This is a genomic window from Actinomycetota bacterium, assembly GCA_013152275.1.
GTDB lineage: Bacteria > Actinomycetota > Acidimicrobiia > Spongiisociales > UBA4744 > BMS3Bbin01.
The window spans coordinates 1-23,086 of the sequence record JAADGS010000066.1; the positions used below are offsets into that span (position 1 = coordinate 1).

The following is a 23,086-nucleotide window of genomic DNA, read 5'->3' on the forward strand; positions in this document are numbered from 1 at the left end:
GGCTCGTTCGCCGCGTCCGTCCCGATCGCCGAAATCGGCACCAACGGGCCCACCGTGTCAGGAATCACCACCACCTGGGCACGAAAGTCGGTCTGATCCAACAACCCCACCCACGCCGCGCAGTCGTCGCCGCACACCGACCCGCCATCCGCACCACCCAACACCAAATCCAAACGACCCATCTGCGGCGACTCCACCGCCTCCTGCACCCGAGCCTCCCACACCCCCTCCGGGTACGTCACCTTCACCTCCGCTGCCAACGGCACCAACGACCGCTGCTCCGGCGACAACGGAATCACAAAGGTCGGATCGGCCGGCACCGTCAAAACGACCTCCTCACCCCCAGACAGACGCGCCCCGACCCGAAGACTGTCCGCGAACGCGACCCGCACCGGCAACTCGGGCACGAACACCACATCCCCCGCACCCAGCACCCCGTCGTCTTTGACCCCCAAACTCCTCTGCCACGCCTTCACCGCCGACTGGGTCGACCGACCGAACACTCCATCTGGCTCCACATCCAGAAACCCCAACGCCACCAACAGCTCCTGCAACTGGGCAACATCTGGACCCGCGGCCGCCAACGACATGTCACGAAACGCCGGCACCGACCCCACCGCCACCACCACCGGCCGTAGATCCACGGTGTACAACACATCCCCCGCCGACACCTCATCTCCCGCCGTGACCGGCATCGATGTCACCACTCCCGCCGCACCATTGCGGCCTGCCGGCGACAACTCCCAGTGTGCGATCGCCGTGAACGTCAGCGACCTCCCAACCTGGCCCTCCTCCACCGTGTATGTCAACGGCGCCGGAGCCGTCAACGGATTCTCGGGTGACACTAACGCGACACGGCCGGCCCAAAACCCCATCGCCCCCACCAACACGAACGCCACCCCCGCCGCCACACCCGTCCTCGTCACTTGTGGCATCCGCACCATCACACCTCCAACCGAAACCTACCAGCCGACCGTCGTGCGCCGGATAGACCAGACGGAGCGCTCCCGGCGAGGTGGGGGCTGCGGGTCTATACAACACCCGACGCTGTCGATCACACAGGTGGTTGTGTCCTCTGTTCCGGTCGGTTCCGCTCCTGTGGGCTGATTGCATCCGGCAGCGATCTCGTACTGGCCTGAGGCGGGGGCCTTTTCTCCCGGCCGATATGCCTTGACCAATGCACTCACCTCCTTTCCGATGCGTTCGAGCGATCGTTAGAACCTGGGCGGCTCAGGTTGGTTCTGCTGGGGTCTGCGGCTGGCGGGTTGGGGATCCATCCCCATCGTGTTGCTTGGGTGATGGCTGCGTGGGAGCTGGATATGTCCATGTCGTCGAGGAGGTTGTGGAGAAGCCGTCGGGTGTGACGTTCCGATCTGGCGATGAGGTTGGCGGCCGTCTGGAGGGTTGCGCCTGCGGCGAGTGCGCCAAGGATCGCGATCTGTCGGGGATCGGGCGCTAAGTCTGAAGGTGGCTCCTCGAGTCGGGTCGCGAGGGCTCTTGCATCGGTGGTGTGAAGCGCAACGCAGCCCCGTAGCGCTGCGTTCACCTGCAGGTGCAGGTGGTTTGTTGTCGTGGTGGCATCGACGACCGATGCGCCAAGTCGCAGCCAGTACCGGTACTGAGAAGGAGTGGGGTCGTCCGTGAGCACAGCTATCGGCGATGCTTCGTGGCGTGTGGCCAGGTCGAGGAGGTAGGGATCGGGAAGGTCTGCGCTCAGGAAAATGAAGCCTTGCGGATGCTTGGCGACCCAGTCCGACAGGTCGTCCACAAGGCTCCAGGCGACTCCGTTCCGGTGGAGGGCGTTGTCAAGTCGCCGCCTGGGGATCGTCGCAAGGCGGTCGTCGACCGCGATTAAGGCTGATCTGTCGTCGACCATGAACTGGCTCCCACGAGGCCCCTTCGAGTGGCCGTCACGAGGTTGTGTCCGCGTCGTGCTGTATGTCGCGCAGGTTGTAGATGAGCGCGACAGATGTCCGAATCCGGACACATCGTGTTGAAAGCCGGGACAGCCGGACCGGGAAAGGAAAGGAGTAGATGATGACCCCAGTTAGGTATTTGAACCGTCGGCACTGGAGGACGCTACTCGCCGTGTTGGCGGTGGTGTTCGCAAGTGTGCTTGCGGTCTTGGTGCCCGCTGCGGCGGCTACCGACTCGTTGGGAGCGACAGCACTCTTTGAGGGAAAAACGATCCAGTTGGCTGACGGCTGGGGTGAGGCGACCGCCTGTCTGGTTCGCAGTGATGCTGAGGTGGTGGAATGCTTTCGTACCGAGGAGGAACTGGATGTCCGAATCGTCCAGCTTGAGCAGAGCCGAGGGCCAGAGGCTCCGCGGAGGCTGTCTTCGTGGTGTTCGGGTTATCTGCAGCTGTACGACGGGACCGCCTACAGCGGATCGGTGCTGTATGTACGTGACCGGTACCACTGGATCAACCTGGGCAACTACGGGTTCTCGAACCGGACGTCGTCGTTCAAGATCAGTGCCTGCCCGGCTATCTTTGCCGACGGTGACTATGGAGCCGGTGATTGGTATCCGACATCCCAGACAGAAGCGTGGGATCAATCCCCGTCGATGGCGCCAGGGTGGGACAACCGGGTTTCTTCCATCTACGTCGGGTAGCCAGCTCAAGGTTCGGGCCTCCGCTGCCGGGAAGGTGAGAGTGCGGTGACCGATCCGCCTTTGGATCCGCGGGAGGCCCGGGCTGCGTTTGAAAGACTGTATGCGGACACGTACCGGAAGGTGCTGGTGTACGCGAGGCGCCGCACCACGTCGTATGCGGATGCCGACGATGTGGTCGCGGCGACTTTCCTTGTCGCGTGGCAGCGACTCGAAGAAGCGCTCGGTGCCGAGCATCCGCTCGCCTGGCTGTACGGGGTGGCATATCGGGTGCACGCGAATCAGCGCCGGTCCGCTGCCCGCAAGGCACGCCTGAGGCGGCGCGCGGCCGAGGAGATGGCCAAGTCGGACCAGGATGTGGCACCGGTCGTTGCGGAAACGAACGAAACCCTCGGACTGGTACTCGGGGCGCTCGGGACCCTGTCGCGAGCCGACCAAGAGATCCTGCGGCTCGCGGCGTTCGAGCAACTGTCACATCCAGAGATCGCCGAGATGCTCGACATCCGGGCCGGTTTGGTGAGGAGTCGCCTGTTCAGGGCAAGGCGACGCCTCCAGGGCACCTACGAACGACTCTGCTCGGGAGACGGCTGATGGCGGCGATGACGCGACGATTCCATTCCGATGGACACACTACGGATGGGCGGATGTGTTCTGCACGAGGAGGAGGCACGTGAACAGACGCGGTGACGCCTTCGATATCTTGTCGTCTCATGACCCTGTCGACGAGACGCGCCTTGATGATCATCGCAGCCCTCACGCCCGGCGTCTGTTCGCCTCCATCGTTTCGCAACCTCGCCGTCCGGTACGCACCAGGCGTCGCTATTGGAGGATCGCCGGGATCGCGGTCGCCGCGCTTGCGGTCATCGCGGCCGCCTGGATCACCCTTCGGCCGATCTCTACGCCGACCGCGATCGGCTGCTACCGGTCGCCGAGCCTCGATAGCGACGTGGTGGCGGTCGAATCCGGCGGGACCCTCGACCCGTCGGTGTGCACCCCGATTTGGCGGTACGGTCCACTCGTCAACACCGACATCGTCCCGGCCGGATCCGTTCCCCCATTTGTCGGCTGTGTCACCGACACGGGAAGCCTCGCCGTGTTCCCCTCCGACGACCCCAACCTGTGCGGACAGCTTGGCCTCGCCGTCCCCGATGAACAGTCCAAGAGCCCCGGCGAGACCGTCCGACACCTCCAAGACACTCTCGACGCCTACTTCGCAACCCACCACTGCGTACCGCTCGACGAAGCCCACAACGCCATCGAAGACATCCTCGCCGCCCAAGGACTCTCCGACTGGACCATCCAAGCCGAACCCCCACGATCCGACCGGCCGTGTACCAGCTTCGGCCTCGACCCCCAACACACCACCATTCACCTCGTCCCCATCCAAGAACTCGGCCAGCCCAGCAGCTGACACCTAGGTCAGATGCCGGTGCCATCGCAACCCCATGCCTGATCGGAGACCCGAGACCGACCGGCATGCGAACCCAGTCATGCAGCGAGGCACGCGCGCGACCTCCAGCGAATACCGGACACAGAGAGGGTGACATCTCATGTGGGACCGCCCAAGAAGGGAGGGATGCCGTCGGACGGGAGCGTCATGAAGGTGCATCTAGTAGTGGGGAACCCTCAGGACATCCCTAACGGTTCGTAAGCGGTTTAGGACCCTCAGCACATCGCTCACATATGGCGGAGGAGGCTGTGGGCTGCTGGGGGGTAGTAGGGCTGGGTGATGGTGTGGTTGATGGGGTAGTCGAAGTGGGTGATGGGTTCGCCTTGGTAGCGGATCTCGATGGTTTTGTTGCTGGTGGTGATCGTTGCAGTGACGAGTGCTCCTTTCTCGATAGGCCGTCCGGTTGGTTGACAGCGGTGTGTCGGTGACTGAGGCTGCTCGCCGTGTCGGCCCGTCGAGGTGGTGGGTGCACCCGTGGCAGACTCACGGCGTCTCTCAATCTCAGACCCGAACCCCGAACCAAACACCGCAAGAACCTCCCACATCGCTGGGAAGATTCTCCAACGTGTTAGGGACGTGATGAGGGAAAAGTGTTAGGGATGTCCTGAGGGTTCTCCAGTAGTACTTAGAACGAAGAGCGGAAAGGAGAATAGTGTGAAGCCCGTGATGGTTGTCGCACTGGCATTGGCCATGATCGTGGCTTCGAGCGTTCCTGCTGTCGGCGAGGATCCGGCAATCCCGCAGACTCCCACATTGGTGCAGCGTGTCGCGGTGGAGTCAGGCTATCCGGACGTGGTCTACGATCTCACTACTGGCTCGTGGGGTCGATGAGGTGACGATGCCTATTGGCCCGTCGGGTTCCAGCAAGGTTGTTCTGCGGTACGAGGGAAGCGATGGAGACACCAAGGGTGTTGTCTCGGCCGGGGGCGTTGTCTCGCCCGACTGGTACATCGGCTTCGGCTGGTACATCTACTTCTACATCGGCCCGCAGGATTGGGGTTGGTTTACTGGTCTGGCCCTGCCGGCACTGTCCGTGTTCATCTGCGGGGTATTGGAGGCTGGCGGGATCTCGGGAGTCGTGTGTGGCTTGATCGCCGTGGCGCTGATCTACGTCTTCGCTACATATGCGGCGCCTCCCCCGGCGTACTGTAAGGAGATCAAGTTCAACCACGTGGGCACCCTGAGAAGCGTCAAGAACGTGCAGATGTCTTGCTGGCAGGAGCGAACGTTGTCTCGTAGGCTCTTTAGGCGTTGGCGGCCCGGCGAGGTACTGGCCCTCGGCGGAGTTGTATTGCTGGTCTTCGTCGGGATCGGGTGGGTGCTGATGCGCGTGTTCACGCCTACTGTCGCCGCCGACTCGTCGCGACAGTTCTTGACCGGCAGTTTCGCGACGTTCGCTGTGCTCGAGACGGTTGCGTGGCTGGATCTGCGCCGGATTGTCCGGAGACCTTCAAGAGGTAGATTGCTGTTCTCGGTTGGTCTTGGCATGCTGATCAGCGAGGGCGTGCTCTTCGCTGGTGCAGCGCTGGTCTTTCCTGACAGCTCTGCATCGGTCGTGGAGTTTGTGACTCGCGCGGTGTGGGTGCCACTGGCCACGCTGACTGTCGGGGTGGTCGTTGTGATTGCGAAGAGTCATGGGTCATCCGAGGTGGGTGGCACTTGACCGACGGGGCCCCCTTCGGCTGACGGTGTGATTGCTTCCGCAGCAAGGTGGACCAGATATGCGGAAGGAGTGGTCGCCGCGGAACGTGCTTCTCAGTGCCAGCCCCCATGTGTGCACACTGCGCATTCGGCACCATCAGACAGATAGGGGAGGAGTGAATGAAGAGCCGTCACTTGAGACTGGTGGTCCTGCTCGTCGTTGTTTTTCTGGTCGGCGCCGCATGCACCCCGACCGACTCCACCAAGCCGGTTCCTGCGATGACAGCCGCACTCTCGGTGGAGCTGCAGGCAAGAACGTTCATGCGGGCCTGTCAGGACGTTATCTGTGCTGGCGCACCCATCCTGGCTCCAGACACCACCGAACAAGCAGTACGGGATGCCATCAGAGGATTCACCGACGAGGTCCAATACGTCGACATGTCCAAGCTTGGTGATTTGACCGGCCCGGATGGTCGATTCGACGGCGGCGCGATTCTGATTGGAGTCGGCACGGTCCACAGCACCGAACGAGACGACGTGGTAGGGGTCGATGTGTCGCTCTTGCGAGGATTCAACCAATTCAGAGGGCGAACGTATCTGTTCTTGTGGGACGGAACCGAATGGGTAGACACGTCACCTGATGCTGTAGATGTCACCGTGACTTCCTCGGTCTCCTGACGCGCACCGGCCTCAGATCGTCGAAACTTGACATCCCATCACACCCTCAGCCGAAGGGGGGACGGGGCATACTGCAAGAGTGTCCTCTAACCAGGTGCAGAGCATGCTGCGGAGCGTTGGCGCCGTTTACCTTCTCTTGATACTCGCGACGGTGACGGCCTGTAGCCGACCAGATGAATCGCCGGCAGCACGTGTCGGCACGAACGCTGGGGCCACCGAGGATTCGATTTCTCGGTGGCCCCCGGTATCGATGCTTCCTGATGAGTTCTTCCCGCTAGTGGTCGAGTGCCTGCAGGACAACGGCTATGCGGTAACGCTGGGACCCGACTACTCGCTGTCTGAGGCCGGCGGCTCGTACGAGAACAGAGGGGCGCTCAAGGAGACGTTCGATGAATGCGCGCAGCAGATCGATCCCAGCTACCTGGAGGATCCACCCCCATTCACTGAAGCGCAGCTGAAGGCACTGTACGACTATGTCAATGCGCAGGTAACGTGCTAGGTGGAGCTCGGCTATCCCCAGGCGAAGGTGCCATCGTTCGACCGGTTCTCGAGCGATCTCAGAGGACGATTCGATCGTGTCGGGGCACTCGTCGAGGACTTCGGTGTTCGTCCAAGCGATGCGGATATGGTGACCTGTCGACAACGGGACAAGCCGGCATGGTTCGTGGCACCGTGAGCAGCGTTGCGATGGGACGGGCAGCGCGTGTGGCTGTTGCCGCGGTGGTGCTCATCTTGGCCGGGTGTGGAGGAACGGCTGACGTTTCCGCGATCTCTGGAGTGACCCCGTCCACTGTGTTGGTGACTTCGACGATCGACCTGGGAACGACTGAGACCACGGGAGGGGTAGTGGTGTCAGGGTGGGCGCCGCCGCCGGTGCCGCTGCCGTCGTCCCCGGAGTATCGGGAGAAGCTCGGCCCGTACGCGGACATGCTGCTTCGCGGAGGGGTCGTCCCATGGGGCAGTGAGGAGCACGCGTCGTACATTGTGTCGTGTCTCGAGTCGGCGGGATTCGATGCCACTGTTGGGTCGGAGGCGGGCCTTTTCACCTATGAAGTGTCGGCCGGCGAACAGACCGAGCGTCTTCGGCAGGTGCAGGCTGCGTGTGAGGAGGCGGTGATCGACTCGGGACTCGTGACGTATCCCATGGCTGCGTCAAAGGAGGAACTGGGCGTTCGTTATCGGGCGGACTTGACCATCGATCGGTGTTTGATCGATCACGGGTTTCATCCGTCGGAGCCACCATCGGAGGAGGAGTACATCGAGAGCGGAGGGTCGTGGGATCCCTTTGGTGACCTGTCCACTCAGGAGTACTCCGATGCAGGAGAGGTCTGCACCCGGAATCTGGTGACGATCCTCGAACAGATGGTCGCCGACGGCGAGACTCCCTGAAAGCTCTCTGACAACACGCCGAGCTTCTTGACGCCATCGTGCTCTCTCGCCCGCCCCGATATCCTCGAATACCTACGATGCCACGACAGCCGATAGCGACCGACGCTGCCCGGCCCTGAGCGTTTTCATCCCGGCGAAGCCACACAAGGTGCGGTGACGACCGAAAGCTTCATTCGGTGTGCCAGACCAGGTTGCCGTGGCAGTGCTTGTACTTGAGACCCGACCCGCACGGGCAGCGTTCGTTACGCCCCACCTTCGTCCGATCAGCTGCGGGTCGAGCAGCCAGCTTCGCCGTCATCTCTGCCCGGTACCCCCGGACCCCCAGCTCACCTTCCCAGCCACGGAGGCGCTCACTCCATCCCCGCGACCGTTTCTCTGCCGCCTCCACACGGGCCTCTCGGCGAGCGACCTCCGCCTCCCGTCGCGTCAACTCCTCTTCGGCCTGCTGGGCCAATACCGGCGAGCCATCACCGCCGGAGTCACCGAACACGCTCACCAGCTCACGGTCAATGAGCATCACGATCGCCCGGCCCATCGAGACACGAGCCGAGTCGCAGTAGCGTTTCCACGTCGACCACTTCGCCATGGTCACCGGTACCCGCACCATCCGGTACGTCTCGTCCTGCCCGAGGCCTGCGAGTAGCTTCCTGTCGATCCTCGTCAGGACACCACGGTCGAGATCCATCACGACCTCACCTGTCTACATGTAGACATCAGGCAACTTGTTGCATGTGCGTGTGGTGTTGAAAGGGTTCTGTGCGCGAGTCGCGCTTGTGGCCTGCGATGTCTGTCGGGTCGGGTCCTCGTGTTGCAGGATCGTTGGTGGGTGTTGCATCGGGTGGTCCTTTCGCTTCAGGTTCGGTTCTTCAGGTTCGGTTCTTTCAGCTTTGCTGTCGATCGGCCGGCTGGCTTCCCGTGATGGGCGTTGTGACCTTCCGGTTGATTCGTGGTTCCGGTCGTCCCTCCGTGCATGGCAAGCGTTCTGAGCCGCCGACAGCCCAACCGAGCGACAGAATCTCTTTTTTTTGTCCCCTCTGTCCTCCAAGCGCTGGTCGCACAGGGGATCTCACGGCCTCTCCTGGCCGTCTGGCAGGACGATGGGGCGGATCCGCCGACCTGGCGAGCGTCGCTTCGTCTCACAGCGGATCGGTTGAGGCGAATGGCTGGGGACATTGCCAAGATCTTTACCGCCAACCCTGTCGCTGCGATGTCAGCAACCCTCCAATTCGACGCTCATTGACGAGGCCTGGCATCCCACCCTCTCACCAGAGTGTTATCAGAGTGTCAGTAGCCCTCCAATTGGACGCTCATTGACGAGACGAGCATCCCACCCTCTCACCAGAGTGTTATCAGAGTCTCCGTAACCCTCTCAACCTGATCTTTTCGGCCCGGCTGCTCCCCCACCGCCCCTCCGACGTTTCGGGCGGACACGGAAGGGCGGTGTCGACTCGTAGGCGGGTCGTGACAGGGTGGTTGGCATTCTGGTGACAGGGTCATGCCGCAGCCTGAGGGTATGGAAGCGAATGGCGAGGCGGGTATCGGCCGGCTGGCGAGGACACCGGTCAGGGTCATCATTGATGCGCCGGGACCTCCGATCCTCAACGAGGCTGCAGCCGCGGTGCTGCTGCGCATCCTGCTACGCGCAGCGAAGCAGCATGCCGGGGCGAATGTCGCACACCTGTCCGCTTCTGCGGTACGCTCGGTTTCGTGATGCGGTTCGCGTTCTACGGCAGGGTCTCCACCGAAGATCAACAAGACCCCGAATCGTCACGCAAGCTCGCCCGGTCCCGCCAACTCATCGAACCGACCGACGGTGTCATCGTCGCCGAGTTCTTCGATGTGGGTCAGTCCCGCTCCCTCCCCTGGTCACGCCGCCCCCAAGCCTCCAAACTGCTCCAGACGCTCGCCGATCCGGACCGGGGGTTCGACGCGGTGGTGATCGGTGAACCCCAGCGGGCGTTCTACGGCAACCAGTTCGGGCTCACGTTCCCCGTCTTCGTGCACTACGGGGTCGGCCTGTGGGTCCCCGAAGTCGGAGGTGCGGTCGACCCTGGCTCTGACGCGCATGAGATCGTCATGAACCTGTATGGGGGGATGAGCAAAGGGGAACGGAACCGTATCAAAACTCGGGTCCGTACCGCGATGGCCGCCCAGGCCGCCATCGAAGGCCGCTTCCTCGGCGGACGGCCACCCTACGGCTACCAACTCGCCGACGCCGGACCGCATCCCAACCCCGCCAAAGCCGCCGCCGGCCAGACGCTGAAGAAGCTCGAGCCGAACCCGCTCACGGCCCCTGTCGTCGAGCGTATCTTCACCCAGTTCCTTACCGGCAAGGGGATTCATGCCATCGCCCGCGATCTCACCGGCGAAGACATCCCGTGTCCCTCGGCTGCCGACCCCGAACGTAACCGTCACCGACTGGCCGCGACATGGCAGCCGACCGCGGTTCGAGCCATTCTCGACAATCCCCGCTACACCGGATATCAGGTGTGGAACCGCCAACGCCGCGACGAGGTCCTCGTCGATGTTCACGACGTCGGCCTGGGCCACGAGACCCGCATGCGTCGCAACGACCCAACCGAGTGGATCTGGTCGAAAGAACTCTCCCATGAACCGCTCATCACCTGTGAACAGTGGGATGAAGTCCAGGAGCGGTTCCGCAAGAGTCGACGTGCCTCCACTCGTAAACCCAAACCGGGCAGGCGCTACCTGCTTGCCGGTCGGATCCGATGCGGTCAGTGTGGCCGACGTATGGAAGGCGCCTGGAACCATGACCGCCCCTACTACCGCTGCCAGGTCCACCGAGACGACAAGGCCCACCGCAATGGGCATTCCGCCACCATCTATGTGAGGGAAGAAGCCCTACTCCCCGGCCTCGACGAATGGCTCGGGGAACTCTTCGACGCCCACCACCTCGACGACACCTGCCAGACCCTCGCTGAGGCCGCCCAACCCGACCCGGACGACCAAGCCCGACACGACAAGATCCGCAAACGGATCGCCAAGCTCGACCGCGAACTCGACGGCTACCGCAGCATCGTCCGTAACGAGCCCGAAGCAGCAGCAACCGTGGGACGATGGATCGCCGAGACCGCTCAGGAACGTCGGCGCCTCGCAACAGTCCTCGGCGTCAAAGCCTCCACCCGGCTCACCAAAGACGACATCAAAGCCCTGATCGCCAGCCTGCAAGACATCACCGCGACACTCGCTGCCGCCGACCCCACAGACAAAGCCGCCGTCTACGAAGAGATGGGAATCGACGTCACCTACCACCAAGACGGCCGAGTCCTGGTCGAGTCGAGACCCCGTGTAGTCAACGATGGTGTCGGAGGGGGGACTTGAACCCCCACGTCCTATTCGGACACTAGGCCCTCAACCTAGCGCGTCTGCCTATTCCGCCACTCCGACACGTGAGTATACCGTTGCGTGATCAGCCGAAGATGAACGTCAGTGTGACCGTTGTGATCGTGAAGATGATGGCCGAACCCACCGTGAGCCGGTCGAGGTTTCGTTCCACAACGGTAGAACCCGACATCGCAGAGGGTCCCATTCCACCACCGAACATGTCTGAGAGCCCCCCGCCCCGCCCCGCGTGAAGCAGGATGAACACGACGAGCGCGAGTGACACGATCACGTGGATGACGACGGTGACGACAGTAAGGATTTGCATGGATTCTCCAAGTCGAAGCGACACGGCCGTGTCGCGCCGGTAAGTATGCCGGGATCAGCCATCCTAGGTCAAGTTGGAGCTTTCTCAACCGGCCTGTTTGGCGACCTCCTCTGCGGCACGCTTTGCTGCCTCAGGATCTCCCAAGTAGAAACTGTCGACCTTTCGCAGGTCCTCGTCGAGATGGTAGACAAGCGGGATTCCCGTGGGGATGTTCAGTGACGCTATCTGTTCATCTGTGATCTGATCGAGGTGTTTGACGAGGGCGCGCAGGCTGTTGCCGTGTGCAACGATGAGCACCAGCTTTCCGCTCCGAAGATCCGGGACGATCTGATCGGACCAATACGGCATCATCCGTTCAACGACATCCTTGAGGCATTCAGTCGCCGGAAGCACATAGGGATCCAGATCCGCATACCTTCGGTCATGGGATGGGTGCCGGTCGTCGTCCAAGCCAAGCGGAGGGGGTGGCACGTCATAGGAGCGTCGCCACTGGAACACCTGGTCTTTGCCGAGACGCTCGGCTGTTTCTTTCTTGTTGAGGCCCTGCAGCGATCCATAGTGCCGCTCGTTGAGTCGCCAGTGTCGCTTTACGGGGAGCCACGACAGGCCCATCTCGTCCAGCGCGAGATTGGCGGTCTGGATGGCCCGCCATAGCAGGGACGTGTGCACGACATCGAACCTATATCCTTCTTTCGCCATCAACTTGCCAGACTCCACTGCTTCAGCAGTCCCTCTGTCTGACAGGGGCACATCGGTCCAGCCGGTGAACTTGTTCTCCTTGTTCCAGGTACTCTCGCCATGGCGAAGCAGCACGAGAGTGTACGGTGCGTTCATATCGTTCCTCGTCCGGTTTGGTAAGGACATCGGATCACATCCAGTAGCGAACGATCGCGGCGAACTTGTCGGGATCCAGAGACGCCCCGCCGACCAGTCCCCCATCGATATCCTTCTTGGCCATCAACGCGGCGATGTTGCCAGGGTTCACCGAACCTCCGTAGAGGATCCTCGTCGTGTCCGCGGCATCGCCCCATCCCAGTCTCAGAGTGTCACGGATGAATCCAACCATCTCCTGAGCGTCTTCTGGTGCCGCAGTCCGACCGGTCCCGATCGCCCAAATCGGCTCGTAGGCGATCACCGCTCCTGCCACTTGTTCTGCGTTGAGGCCCCGCAGGCCTGCAGGAATCTGGGAGCCGACCCGTTCGGAGGCGATCCCCGCCTCGCGCTCGTCCAGTGTCTCACCGACACACACGATTGGTGTCATGTCGTGGGCGAGGACAGCCTTCACCTTGCGATTCACCGACTCGTCCGTTTCGCCGAACAGTTGCCGACGTTCTGAGTGCCCGACGATCACGAACCGGACGAACAACTTGGCGAGCATCCCCGGCGCGATCTCTCCCGTGAATGCTCCGGACTCCTCCCAGTGCACGTTCTGTGCTCCGAGCAGGATTCGCATATGGTCGGCTTCGATGACGGTCTGTACCGACCGCAGCGCCGTAAACGGCGGCGCGATCGCGACGTCCACACGGTCGAAGTCGGTCGGATCCAGGCGATAGTGAAGTTTCTGGGTCATCTGGATCGCCTCCAGATGCGTCGCATGCATCTTCCAGTTGCCGACAATCAGATTCTTACGAGCCATCAGCCCACCTCTCCAGTGCCGCCACACCCGGCAGCGTCTTTCCCTCCAACATCTCCAAACCGGCACCACCGCCCGTCGACAGGTGCGACACCGTGTCCGCCAATCCGAGTAGGCGCATAGCGGCCACCGAATCGCCGCCACCGACCACACTGAAACCTCCGAACCCGCTCAGCGAGCGCGCGACCTGTTCGGTCCCTGCTCGAAAGCGTTCCCACTCGAACACCCCCATCGGCCCGTTCCAGAACACGCTGCCTGAGCCGTGGATGACGGCGGCAAAACGCTCGGCCGTGTCTGGGCCGATATCGAGTCCTATCCAGTCGTCCGGAATATCGTCGCGATCGACGATCTTGCTCTGCGCATCGGCGGCAAACCGGTCGGCAACGATGATGTCCTGTGGCAGGCTGATCCGGTCTCCGTAGGGCGAGGCGAGAATCTCGCGCACCTCGTCGAGACGGTCTTCATCGAACAGGGAGTTCCCAATCTCGTACCCCTCCGCGGCCAGAAGCGTGAAACACATTCCGCCACCGATGAGCATCATGTCCACCTTCGGAAGCAGTGAACGGATCACGCCGAGCTTGTCCGAAATCTTCGCGCCTCCGAGTACCACCGTGAAAGGACGTCCCGGTGCTTCGAGCAGCCTGGTGAGCGCTTCGACCTCCTTGACCAGAAGAGGCCCGGCCACGGAACGGAGCCTTTGTGCCACACCGACCGTCGACGCGTGGGCCCGGTGCGCAGTCCCGAACGCGTCGAGGACGAACAGGTCGGCGAGTGCGGCCAAACCATCCGCGAGTGCCGGATCGTTCTTGGTTTCGCCCGCTTCGAAGCGAGTGTTCTCCAGCAGGATCACATCGCCGGGTCTCGCTCGTTGGACCGCGGCCTGTACCGAGGGTCCGACCACCGCGTCGAGCTTCTCGACGGGAAAACCTCCGAGCTGGGCCATACGTACTGCAACCGGGTCCATGGCGAACCGGGAATCCCGACCTTTAGGGCGACCGAGATGGCTGCACACGACAACGATGGCCCCGGCATCTCGCAGACGCACTATCGTCGGGAGACTGGCCCGGATCCGAAAATCATCGGTAACCGCACCATCTGCGAGCGGCACGTTCAGATCTGAACGCACGAGCACACGAAGTCCCACGACGTCGACGTCGTCCAGAGTGAGGAATCTCGCCATGGCTTTCTCCTTAGGTCAGCTCGCCGAGTGTTTTTCCCAGCTTGATCGCATCGTGCTGCGGCCAGCCGGCACCGACATCGGCCAGGTCCTCCTGGACCAGATACCAGCCGAGCGTCTCGACTTCATCTGCCCCGTAAGTGAGTTGTCGAAGCGGTTCGGGCACGTGAAGGTCGCCGCGATGGGCGACGATAACACCCGTTCTGCTGAGTCCCGTCATCTGCCGGAGCGCCGCGATGTGTCCGATGCCGTCGAGATGCAACGTCTCCCCGTCCTGGGTGGTCAGGTTGGCCACGAAGACGAGCCGTGCCGATGCCTCATCGAGCGCTTCGACGATACCGGGCACCATCAGCGCCGAGATCAGCGATGTGAACAGGGAGCCGGGACCGAGGATCACCTGATCCGCCGTACGTATCGCCCGAAGTGCGTCGACGCTCGCCGGTTCGTCATCCGGTTCGAGGCGCATCGAGGTGATCTTCCCCCGGGTCTTCGTGATCGCCGCCTGCCCATCAACCCACCGACCGTCGATCTCTGCTCGTAGATGCAGCGAACGGGGCGCCGCGGGAATGACATCCCCGCGGGCGCCCAGCAGGCTCCCCGCGATCCTGACGGCGGTCGGAAAATCTCCTTCGAAGATATCCTGCAAGGCGGCCAGCATCAGGTTGCCGAGCGAATGCCCCGCAACATCCGTGGCCTCGAAACGGTAGGAGAACAACTCGCGCCAGATGGACGGTTCAGGACTGAGTGCGAGGAGACACTTTCTGATGTCGCCCGGCGGAGGAATCTCCAACGTGCTGGTCAGGCGTCCTGACGATCCGCCGTCGTCGGCCACGGTGACAACCGCCGCGATGCTTCCTGCGTACAGTTGCACGGCTTCGAGCACCTGTGCAAGACCGTGCCCGCCCCCGATTGCGACAACGCTCGGCCCTTGCAGGTCGAACCCGAGCGGGTCAAGTGCCACCTCGGGAAGAGTCATCGTTCGACGTCTCGGTGCCGCACCGTCGCCTGGACTCCCCGGCCGTCCAACCATCGGGCAAGTGCCTCGGCAATCGCGACCGAACGGTGCCTGCCGCCGGTGCACCCGACACCGATGCTCAGATACGACTTGCCTTCGTGGCGGAACCTGGGCATCAGAAAGTCGATCAGTCCCTGGACACGCTGGAGGAACTCCTGTGCATCATGCTCGTCGAGAACGTAGTCGCGCACTGCGGGATCGCGTCCGTTGAGAGGGCGAAGGTTCTCTTGCCAGTACGGATTCGGGAGAAAGCGAACGTCGAACAGCAGGTCGGCATCCCGTGGCGCTCCGTACTTGAAGCCGAACGACGAGATGGCGACACGCATCGGGCGTTCCGGGCGTGCCTCCTCGAACTGCTCTTCGAGACGACGCCGCAGCTCATGGACGTTCGTTTCCGTCGTATCGATCACGAAGTCGGCTTCTGCTCGCAGTTCGGCAAGCAACTCACGTTCGGCTGCGATCGATTCGCTGAGTGTTCCCGCGGCCACCGGGTGAGGACGCCGATTCTCCTCGAAACGGCGGATCAGCGACTCGTCGGTGGCGTCGAGAAACAGGAGCGACGGCTCGACCCCTTCACGTTCGAGATTGTCGATCGTCTTGTTGATCTCGTCGATCGGATAGCCACCGCGGGCGTCTACGACCACGGCCAGCCGTCGGGGCACCTCGGCCAGGTCGTTGTAGCGGACGACGTCGCTGATGAGCGATGGGGGAAGGTTGTCCACAACGAGATAGCCGAGGTCCTCGAGCACCTTTGCGGCGGTGGAGCGGCCCGCACCAGACATGCCGGTGACGACGAGAACTCGGGGACGTCTAACCAGCGGCGGCCTCCATTTCCAACATGGCACGTTTCAGATCCGAGCCACCCCCATAGTGGCCCACACCCCCAGAGGAGGGTACGACCCGATGACAGGGAATGATCGGTGCAAACGGGTTGCGGGCCATCGCCTGCCCGACGGCGCGTCCACCGCCGGGGCTGCCTACGGCCTTCGCCACTTCGCCATAGGTCATGACCTCCCCCGGTGGAATCCCCGACACAACCTCATAGACCGCACGAAGGAACGGAGTGCGCGCATGGGCGACCAGTGCAGCATCGGGTTCCCACGCGCTCACATCACCGTTGAAGTATCGTGTCAATCGTGCCACCAGATCCTCCACCTGGACTGGAACATCGGAGTTCGCCGGCGTGTCCGGCGGGGTCCCTCCAGGCAAGATCATCTCGACGATCGTGTCGCCTTCGAAGGCCACCCAGCCGGTCCCGAACGTTGTCTCGTATCCGAGTCTCATCGCTGCTCCTGTCCGTGCAGTGCAGCATACAAGTCCGTGGCCACCTGCCGAGGCACTACTTTGGCCAGAGCGTCGACGTCCGCATCCCGCATCTTCTTCAACGACCCGAACCTGCGCAGCAGTTGCTTTTTCCGGGTCGGACCGATGCCCCGAACATCGTCGAGGGTCGAGTCGACCATGGAACGCGAACGTAGGTTGCGGTGATAGGTGATCGCAAACCGGTGGGCCTCGTCGCGGACGCGTTGGAGTAGATGCAGCGCCGCTTCATCTCTCGGGATCCGCAGCGGGTCGGCGACGCCCGGCAGGTACACCTCTTCCATCTTCTTGGCGAGCCCGGCCACAGGAATATCGAGGGCAAGGTCTTCGAGAACTCGAACGGCGCGTGACAGCTGTCCCGCCCCGCCGTCGATCAGCACGAGCGACGGCGGGTATGAGAACCGGCCTCGCTCCTCGACCGGGCGCTCCCGTTCGGCCACAAACGCCTCGAAGCGGCGCCGCAGGACTTCCTCCATCGATGCGAAATCATCTTGACCTTCTACGGTGCGGATCTTGAAGCGCCGGTAGTCGGACCGTTTGGGAAGCCCATCTTCGAGTACCACCATCGAACCGACCGTGTTGGTGCCTTGGATCGTGGAGATGTCGTATGCCTCGATTCTCAACGGGGCGTGCGGCAAACCGAGGGCATCCTGGAGGCTGCGAAGAGCTCTTGCTCTGGCGTTGTGGTCCGATTGGCGACGAAGGCGATGGCGGGTGAAGGAATCGGCCGCGTTCACCCGTGCGGTCTCCATCAGGTGCCGCTTCGCGCCGCGTAGAGGAACGCGCAACGTGACACGTGCCCCTCGCCTCTCCGAGAGCCATCTCTCCCGAACAGCACGATCAGGAGGCATCTCCTGCACGAGGACGAGTTTGGGTGGCACCTCATCTCCGTAGATCTCACGCAGCATCTGCCCGATGAGCTCGGCGTTCGAGACCAGCTCGACTTTATCGACGATCGTGCCGAGACGCCCGATGACCCTGCCGCGCCGTATCCGCAAGAGCTGCACCGATGCTTCGAGATCGTCCTCTTCGACGGCGATAACGTCGAAGTCCTCGGGTCGGTCGGTCACGACCTCCTGGCGTTCGAGCGCCTTCGCAACGTCCGCAAGGCGGTCGCGGTACCGGGCTGCCTGTTCGTACTCGAGGTTCGCCGCAGCCTCCTCCATTTCCTGTCGAAGGTTTCCGACAATGTCATCGGTACGACCTTCGAGGAAGCCGGCGAGACCGTCGACCATCGCTCCATACGTCTCCGGGGTCACTTCCCCGATGCAGGGGCCCGAGCACTTGTCGATATGAAACAGGAGGCAGGGACGACCCATGGCCTGGTGGCGACGGTACAGACCGTCGGAGCAGGTGCGGATGGGAAAGGTCTTGAGGAGCAGGTCGAGTGTGGAGCGAATCGCATAGGCATGGGCGTAGGGTCCGAAGTACTGAGTGCCCTTCCTACGCCTGCCTCGCATCACTCTGGCTTGTGGCCATTCATCGCTGCGAGTGATCGCCAGATACGGGTACGACTTGTCGTCCCGGAGCCTGATGTTGAACCGTGGTCGGTGCTTCTTGATGAGTGAGTACTCGAGCATGAGCGCTTCGACCTCATTCGCCGTCACGATCCACTCGACGGTTTCGGCTTCGTCGACTTTCGAGGCACCTGGACCGACCTGGCTGAAGTGATTGACGACGCGTTTGCGCAGGGATTTCGCCTTTCCGACGTAGATCACTTGTCCGTGTGGGTCACGGAACAGATACGCGCCGGGAAGGTCCGGGATCTCCGATGGGCTCGGGCGCTGCATTCCTATCGAGTGTATCGGGCCGCCCGGTTACGGCTTGCGCCACCGCACGGCGAGCAGGCGGGGAATCTCCGATTGGGGGGCGAGAAGAGGATCATCACCAACGACAGCTCGCTCGATCATGCGTTCGAGGATCCAGCCTGCGTCGGCGGCGGTGTTGAGAAGCTTGGAGAGGGAGCGGTGAGAAAAGGCCACCGTGGCCTCACCTGCGGGCTCGCTGGTCGTTCCGCCGGACAGGTAGTCCCCCCACCGCCAGAACAACTCACCGTCGGTCGGATCGACGATCGGCCCGGATTGGGGAGCGGTATAGAAAGGGTGATTCATGACTGCTGCGAAGACCCCTCCACGTCTCATCACTCTGGCCACCTCCTCAAACACTCTGCGCAGATCGACGAGATGTTCGAACACGAGTGACGCGTACGCTCCACCGAATGACATGGCTCGGGCCCATCCGAGATCCGGCAGCCGGCACTGAACGACGGGTCCCGGATCCGCGGCGGCCGAGAGAAGGTCATGGTTCAGATCGCATCCGACGACGTCGACGCCCCGTGCCTGCAATTCGCGCATGACTCGCCCCTCCCCGCACCCGAGATCGAGGTATCGGGTGCCGGCTTGGGCCACCAAAGCCTCGAGCAGCAACGGAGCGACGACGTCATGGTACGCGGAGTCGCCTTCGAGTTCGCCCCGCCACCAGTTGCCGAGGTCAGACCAGGTATCCATGTCCGCAAGCGTGGCACACGTGTCCGAGAACCGCCACACATCCGGTCTCCCCATGACAGAATGGCACAGTGCAGCAGGACCAGCCTCACGAGTTGACGCGAGCCCGATGGCTGCTCTGGTTCTTGCTCGGAGTCTCGGTTGCATTGTCCCTCCAGACTCTCCAGGCCATGGCAACCGGCGGATGGGACGGCCTCGTCAACGTTGGTGAGGACTCGAGTCTCAGACCTTTCATCGAGCAGGAACTAGGACGCGTCGCGACCACTCCCGGCGGCCATGACGGCCAATTCTCGCTCGTGCTGGCCCTGGATCCATTCGGCCGCACCGGTACACACCGACTGTTCGACCACGACGCGTATCGATACCGTCGCATCCTCTACCCATTGCTCTCGGGCGGCTTCGGTCTAGTCCACGGACGCGCCGTCCTCGCCGGACTCGTACTGGTTGCGGCTTTTGGGGTCGGTCTCGCCACAGCATCGGTAGCTCGGCTCGCCGGGTTGCTTGGTGCCCGCCTCTGGGTTGTTTTCGGAGTTCTTGCCAATCCGGGCGTCTGGATGTCGGTGCAACTTCTGACCTCGGATACGCTTGCGCTCGGGTTGAGCCTCACAGGCGTCGTGCTCTGGCTCGAACGACGTCGCGCGTGGGCGCTCGTGATCTTTGCCCTCGCTCTGCTCACAAAGGACCAGTATCTTCTCGTACCTTTGGCGATTGCCGGCTGGGCCTGGTCAAGGGGTCTTCGACGGCAGGCTGCACTCGTGGCCGTTGTCCCTGCGCTGCCCCTCATCGCATGGGCAACGTCACTCGATCTGATACTCGGTGGAGGGTTCGCCACTCGAAGCAACGTTGCCTTGCTTGGGGTCCTGGATTCCGCCCGCGTCTGGACGGAGACGTTACCGGCTGAGCAAGCCCTCATCGGTGTGACCATTGCCGGACTCTGCATCGCCGCGGTGGCACCGTTTCGCGCGGGAAAGCTGTTCCGCTGGCTCGCCTGGCCATGGGTCTTGCTTGCTCTGACAACCTCCACTTGGGTCTGGGATCTCGGCAATAACGCGGCGCGGGTGCTGACCCCACTATGGGTGTTGGGGCTCTTGGCGCTTTCGGTAGCCATCGAAACACCGCGATGTGCCCGCGTCCCCCGTGACCTGCAGACACGCGGCGCCTCCACTCCATATCAAGGGCGGATTCCCTGAATCAAGTGAAGACAGCACTCGACGGTCAGCTGCCGCGAGCCAACACCTCACGCAGGAACTTGCCGGTATAGCTCTCTGGCACGCCGAGGATCGCCTCAGGTGTGCCCTCGGCCACGACCGAGCCACCCTCGTCACCACCTTCCGGTCCGAGGTCGATGACCCAGTCGGCCGTCTTGACCACATCGAGATTATGTTCGATCACGACCACGGTGTTGCCCGAGTCGACGAGACGACCAAGCACGCCAAGCAGTTTACGAATGTCCTCGAAGTGCAGGCCCGTCGTCGGCTCGTCGAGAATGTAGAACGTACGACCCGTCGATCGCTTTCCCAGCTCCGAGGCGAGTTTCACCCGCTGTGCCTCTCCCCCGGACAAGGTCGGTGCCGGTTGTCCAAGCTTGAGATAGCCGAGTCCGACATCGTAGATCGTCTGGAGAGTCCTGGCGATCCTTGGCTGGTTCTCGAAGAAGCCGAGCGCTTCCTCGACCGACATGGCGAGCACGTCGGCGATCGTCCGGCCCTTCCAGAGTACTTCGAGGGTTTCACGGTTGTAGCGCTTCCCTTTGCACACTTCGCACGGCACGTACACGTCGGGCAGGAAGTGCATCTCGATCTTGATCGTACCGTCGCCCTTGCACGCGTCGCATCGACCGCCCTTCACGTTGAACGAGAAGCGGCCCGGTTTGTAGCCGCGAACCTTTGCTTCGGGCGTGGACGCGAAGAGTGCCCGGATATGATCGAAGACACCCGTGTAGGTCGCGGCGTTGGAACGGGGTGTTCGCCCGATGGGCGACTGATCGATATCGATCACCTTGTCGATCTGCTCCACACCGAGCAGTCTGCGATGGCGGCCCGGCATCGCCCGGGAACGGTGCAGCGTATGGTGCAGGCTCTTGGAGAGTATTTCTTCCACCAGCGACGATTTCCCACTGCCCGACACACCGGTCACGGTGATGAGGAGGCCCAGGGGAAACCGAACGTCGATCTCCTTGAGGTTGTTCTCTCGTGCTCCAAGCACTTCGATCGCCCGACCGTCAGCCTGTCGACGAGTGGCGGGAACCGGTATCTGGCGACGTCCCGCCAGGTAGTCCCCGGTGATTGATCCCGGCTCTTCGATGATCGCCTCGAGAGGACCTTCGGCGACGATCATGCCACCGTGTTCTCCCGCCCCCGGACCGATGTCGACGATATGATCCGCGATGCGGATCGTCTCCTCGTCATGTTCGACGACAATCAGCGTGTTACCGAGATCGCGCAATCGGATCAACGTCTCGATCAGACGCTGGTTGTCCCGCTGGTGCAGCCCGATCGAAGGTTCATCGAGGATATAGAGGACACCAACAAGCCCTGAACCGATCTGCGTCGCGAGACGAATCCGTTGCGCCTCTCCCCCGGCCAGGGTCGCTGCACTTCGTGACAACGTCAGGTAGTCGAGGCCGACATCGAGCAGGAAGCGCAGACGTGCCCTGATCTCCTTGAGGACACGCGCCCCGATGCGTTCCTGGCGGTCGGTGAGGTGCAGACCCTCGATGAACCGTGAGGCGTGACCCAGCGACAGCGACGACAGCTCTGCGATGTTCATCCCACCGATGGTCACTGCCAGGGAGACCGGGTTCAGCCTCGCGCCTTCGCATGCGTCACACGGCACCTCCCGCATGAACTCCTGGTAGTACTCGCGGGCAGAGTCCGATTCGGCGCTCTCGTGCCGCCGGCGCAGGAACGGCAAGACACCCTCGTAGGTCGTCGAGTACCTGCGGCGTCTCCCGAACCGGTTGACATATGACACCTCGATCTTGCGATCTCCCGTCCCATACAGAAGTGCCTCACGCTCGTCTTGTGCGAGGTCCTGAAAGGGCGTGTCGGTGGAGAATCCGAGGTGGGCGGCGACGCCGGCCTGGAGGCGCTGGAAGTACCGGCCACGGTGCCCTGCCCACGGAGCGAGAGCGCCCTGGTCGATGGAGCGCTCGGGATCGGGAACCACCAACTCGGGATCGACCTGGTAGCGCGTGCCGATACCTGAACACGCCGTACAGGCCCCGTAGGGACTGTTGAACGAGAAATTGCGCGGCTGGAGTTCATCGAATGAGACCCCACAGTGCGTGCAGGCGAGATGTTGGCTGAAGTTGAGGACCGGTCCGTCACTCACTTCGACAACGGCCACACCCTGAGCGAGATGCAGCGCCGTCTCGAGCGACTCTGAGAGACGGCGTTCAACGCCTTGCCTGCGAACCAGACGGTCGACAACAACCTCGATCGTATGCTGGTAGTAACGGTCGAGCCTGATGTCCTCGGTGAGATCCCGCACTTCACCATCGATGCGGGCCCGGCTAAAACCCTCTCTTCCCAGCTCGGACAGAAGGGCCTCGTACTCGCCCTTTCGACCCCTGACCACCGGTGCGAGGATCTGAAAGCGCGAGTCTTCCGGCAATTCGAGGATCTGATCGACGATCTGCTGAGGGGTCTGCCTTGCCACTTCGCGCCCACAGTTCGGACAGTGCGGCGTCCCGATCCGCGCATAGAGCAGGCGCAGATAGTCATGAATCTCGGTGACGGTCCCGACTGTCGACCTGGGGTTCCGCGAGGCGGTCTTCTGGTCGATCGAGATCGCCGGTGACAGACCTTCGATGAAGTCGACATCCGGCTTGTCCATCTGTCCGAGGAACTGGCGCGCGTACGCCGACAGCGACTCGACATACCGACGCTGGCCTTCCGCATAGATCGTGTCGAACGCCAGTGACGATTTCCCCGACCCGGAGATGCCGGTGAAGACGATCAGTTTGTTTCGCGGCAGCTCCAGCGTGAGGTTCTT

Annotated in this window: 24 protein-coding genes and 1 tRNA gene; 11 read left to right on the top strand and 14 right to left on the bottom strand. The window is 62.5% G+C overall.

What is annotated here, in order from left to right; all coding sequences use genetic code 11:
- On the bottom strand, window positions 1–935 hold a 935-nt coding region (locus tag GXP34_10630), incomplete at its 3' end, for a peptidoglycan-binding protein (GenBank protein NOY56426.1).
- Between the two features lie 248 nt (window positions 936–1,183).
- Complete coding sequence (locus GXP34_10635) at window positions 1,184–1,768, bottom strand: hypothetical protein (GenBank protein ID NOY56427.1); 585 nt, start codon at window positions 1,766–1,768, stop codon at window positions 1,184–1,186.
- Between the two features lie 266 nt (window positions 1,769–2,034).
- On the opposite strand from GXP34_10635, the gene GXP34_10640 reads away from it, so the two are divergent.
- From GXP34_10640 to GXP34_10675, 8 genes are all read left to right on the top strand, one after another.
- Window positions 2,035–2,616: a hypothetical protein gene (locus tag GXP34_10640; GenBank protein ID NOY56428.1), complete on the top strand. Its 582-nt coding sequence runs from the start codon at window positions 2,035–2,037 to the stop codon at window positions 2,614–2,616.
- A gap of 45 nt (window positions 2,617–2,661) precedes the next feature.
- Entirely contained in the window at window positions 2,662–3,204 is a 543-nt protein-coding gene (locus GXP34_10645; protein NOY56429.1) for a sigma-70 family RNA polymerase sigma factor, read from the top strand.
- A 79-nt stretch (window positions 3,205–3,283) separates the two neighbouring features.
- Entirely contained in the window at window positions 3,284–4,024 is a 741-nt protein-coding gene (locus GXP34_10650) for a hypothetical protein (GenBank protein NOY56430.1), read from the top strand.
- A 693-nt stretch (window positions 4,025–4,717) separates the two neighbouring features.
- The gene (locus tag GXP34_10655; GenBank protein ID NOY56431.1) at window positions 4,718–4,894 is read left to right on the top strand and encodes a hypothetical protein; all 177 of its coding nucleotides are present in this window, start codon (window positions 4,718–4,720) and stop codon (window positions 4,892–4,894) included.
- Between the two features lie 7 nt (window positions 4,895–4,901).
- The gene (locus tag GXP34_10660; GenBank protein NOY56432.1) at window positions 4,902–5,726 is read left to right on the top strand and encodes a hypothetical protein; all 825 of its coding nucleotides are present in this window, start codon (window positions 4,902–4,904) and stop codon (window positions 5,724–5,726) included.
- 158 nt (window positions 5,727–5,884) lie between these two features.
- Complete coding sequence (locus GXP34_10665) at window positions 5,885–6,382, top strand: hypothetical protein (GenBank protein NOY56433.1); 498 nt, start codon at window positions 5,885–5,887, stop codon at window positions 6,380–6,382.
- Window positions 6,383–6,485: 103 nt separating this feature from the next.
- The gene (locus tag GXP34_10670; GenBank protein ID NOY56434.1) at window positions 6,486–6,881 is read left to right on the top strand and encodes a hypothetical protein; all 396 of its coding nucleotides are present in this window, start codon (window positions 6,486–6,488) and stop codon (window positions 6,879–6,881) included.
- A 173-nt stretch (window positions 6,882–7,054) separates the two neighbouring features.
- Entirely contained in the window at window positions 7,055–7,771 is a 717-nt protein-coding gene (locus GXP34_10675; GenBank protein ID NOY56435.1) for a hypothetical protein, read from the top strand.
- Between the two features lie 169 nt (window positions 7,772–7,940).
- Here GXP34_10675 and GXP34_10680 read toward each other — a convergent pair whose 3' ends face one another.
- Entirely contained in the window at window positions 7,941–8,456 is a 516-nt protein-coding gene (locus tag GXP34_10680) for a hypothetical protein (GenBank protein NOY56436.1), read from the bottom strand.
- A gap of 828 nt (window positions 8,457–9,284) precedes the next feature.
- On the opposite strand from GXP34_10680, the gene GXP34_10685 reads away from it, so the two are divergent.
- Window positions 9,285–9,482 carry a hypothetical protein gene (locus GXP34_10685; GenBank protein ID NOY56437.1) on the top strand — a complete coding sequence of 66 codons (198 nt, stop codon included), beginning with the start codon at window positions 9,285–9,287 and terminating at the stop codon, window positions 9,480–9,482.
- On the top strand, window positions 9,479–11,113 hold the full coding sequence (locus GXP34_10690) for a recombinase family protein (protein NOY56438.1): 1,635 nt from the start codon (window positions 9,479–9,481) through the stop codon (window positions 11,111–11,113). Before GXP34_10685 ends, GXP34_10690 begins: the two co-directional genes overlap by 4 nt.
- Here the strand turns inward: GXP34_10690 and GXP34_10695 are convergent.
- The 10 genes from GXP34_10695 to GXP34_10740 all read right to left on the bottom strand — a co-directional run bounded on the left by GXP34_10695 (window position 11,092) and on the right by GXP34_10740 (window position 19,093).
- Window positions 11,092–11,179, bottom strand: a tRNA-Leu gene (locus GXP34_10695). The two genes, GXP34_10690 and GXP34_10695, sit on opposite strands and share 22 nt — an antisense overlap.
- A 22-nt stretch (window positions 11,180–11,201) precedes the next feature.
- Complete coding sequence (gene secG / locus GXP34_10700; GenBank protein ID NOY56439.1) at window positions 11,202–11,441, bottom strand: preprotein translocase subunit SecG; 240 nt, start codon at window positions 11,439–11,441, stop codon at window positions 11,202–11,204.
- Between the two features lie 84 nt (window positions 11,442–11,525).
- Window positions 11,526–12,275, bottom strand: a complete 750-nt coding sequence (gpmA, locus tag GXP34_10705) for a 2,3-diphosphoglycerate-dependent phosphoglycerate mutase (protein ID NOY56440.1) — start codon at window positions 12,273–12,275, stop codon at window positions 11,526–11,528.
- A gap of 34 nt (window positions 12,276–12,309) precedes the next feature.
- Complete coding sequence (locus GXP34_10710) at window positions 12,310–13,077, bottom strand: triose-phosphate isomerase (GenBank protein NOY56441.1); 768 nt, start codon at window positions 13,075–13,077, stop codon at window positions 12,310–12,312.
- Complete coding sequence (locus GXP34_10715; protein NOY56442.1) at window positions 13,067–14,254, bottom strand: phosphoglycerate kinase; 1,188 nt, start codon at window positions 14,252–14,254, stop codon at window positions 13,067–13,069. The genes GXP34_10710 and GXP34_10715 overlap by 11 nt, the downstream gene beginning before the upstream one ends.
- A 10-nt stretch (window positions 14,255–14,264) precedes the next feature.
- Window positions 14,265–15,212, bottom strand: a complete 948-nt coding sequence (gene yvcK, locus GXP34_10720) for a uridine diphosphate-N-acetylglucosamine-binding protein YvcK (GenBank protein ID NOY56443.1) — start codon at window positions 15,210–15,212, stop codon at window positions 14,265–14,267.
- Between the two features lie 11 nt (window positions 15,213–15,223).
- A complete protein-coding gene (gene rapZ, locus GXP34_10725) occupies window positions 15,224–16,048 on the bottom strand; it encodes an RNase adapter RapZ (GenBank protein ID NOY56444.1) in 825 nt (274 codons plus the stop codon).
- Window positions 16,049–16,076: 28 nt separating this feature from the next.
- Window positions 16,077–16,550 (bottom strand): MGMT family protein, encoded by a 474-nt coding sequence (locus GXP34_10730; GenBank protein NOY56445.1) that lies wholly within the window; start codon window positions 16,548–16,550, stop codon window positions 16,077–16,079.
- Window positions 16,547–18,376, bottom strand: a complete 1,830-nt coding sequence (gene uvrC / locus GXP34_10735) for an excinuclease ABC subunit UvrC (GenBank protein NOY56446.1) — start codon at window positions 18,374–18,376, stop codon at window positions 16,547–16,549. The genes GXP34_10730 and uvrC overlap by 4 nt, the downstream gene beginning before the upstream one ends.
- A 27-nt stretch (window positions 18,377–18,403) precedes the next feature.
- Window positions 18,404–19,093, bottom strand: coding sequence for a methyltransferase domain-containing protein (locus tag GXP34_10740; GenBank protein NOY56447.1), 690 nt, complete (start codon window positions 19,091–19,093; stop codon window positions 18,404–18,406).
- A gap of 68 nt (window positions 19,094–19,161) precedes the next feature.
- Here GXP34_10740 and GXP34_10745 point away from each other — a divergent pair, with 68 nt between their 5' ends.
- On the top strand, window positions 19,162–20,280 hold the full coding sequence (locus tag GXP34_10745; protein NOY56448.1) for a hypothetical protein: 1,119 nt from the start codon (window positions 19,162–19,164) through the stop codon (window positions 20,278–20,280).
- A gap of 25 nt (window positions 20,281–20,305) precedes the next feature.
- Here GXP34_10745 and uvrA read toward each other — a convergent pair.
- A partial coding sequence (uvrA, locus tag GXP34_10750; protein ID NOY56449.1) for an excinuclease ABC subunit UvrA occupies window positions 20,306–23,086 on the bottom strand: 2,781 nt, incomplete at its 5' end.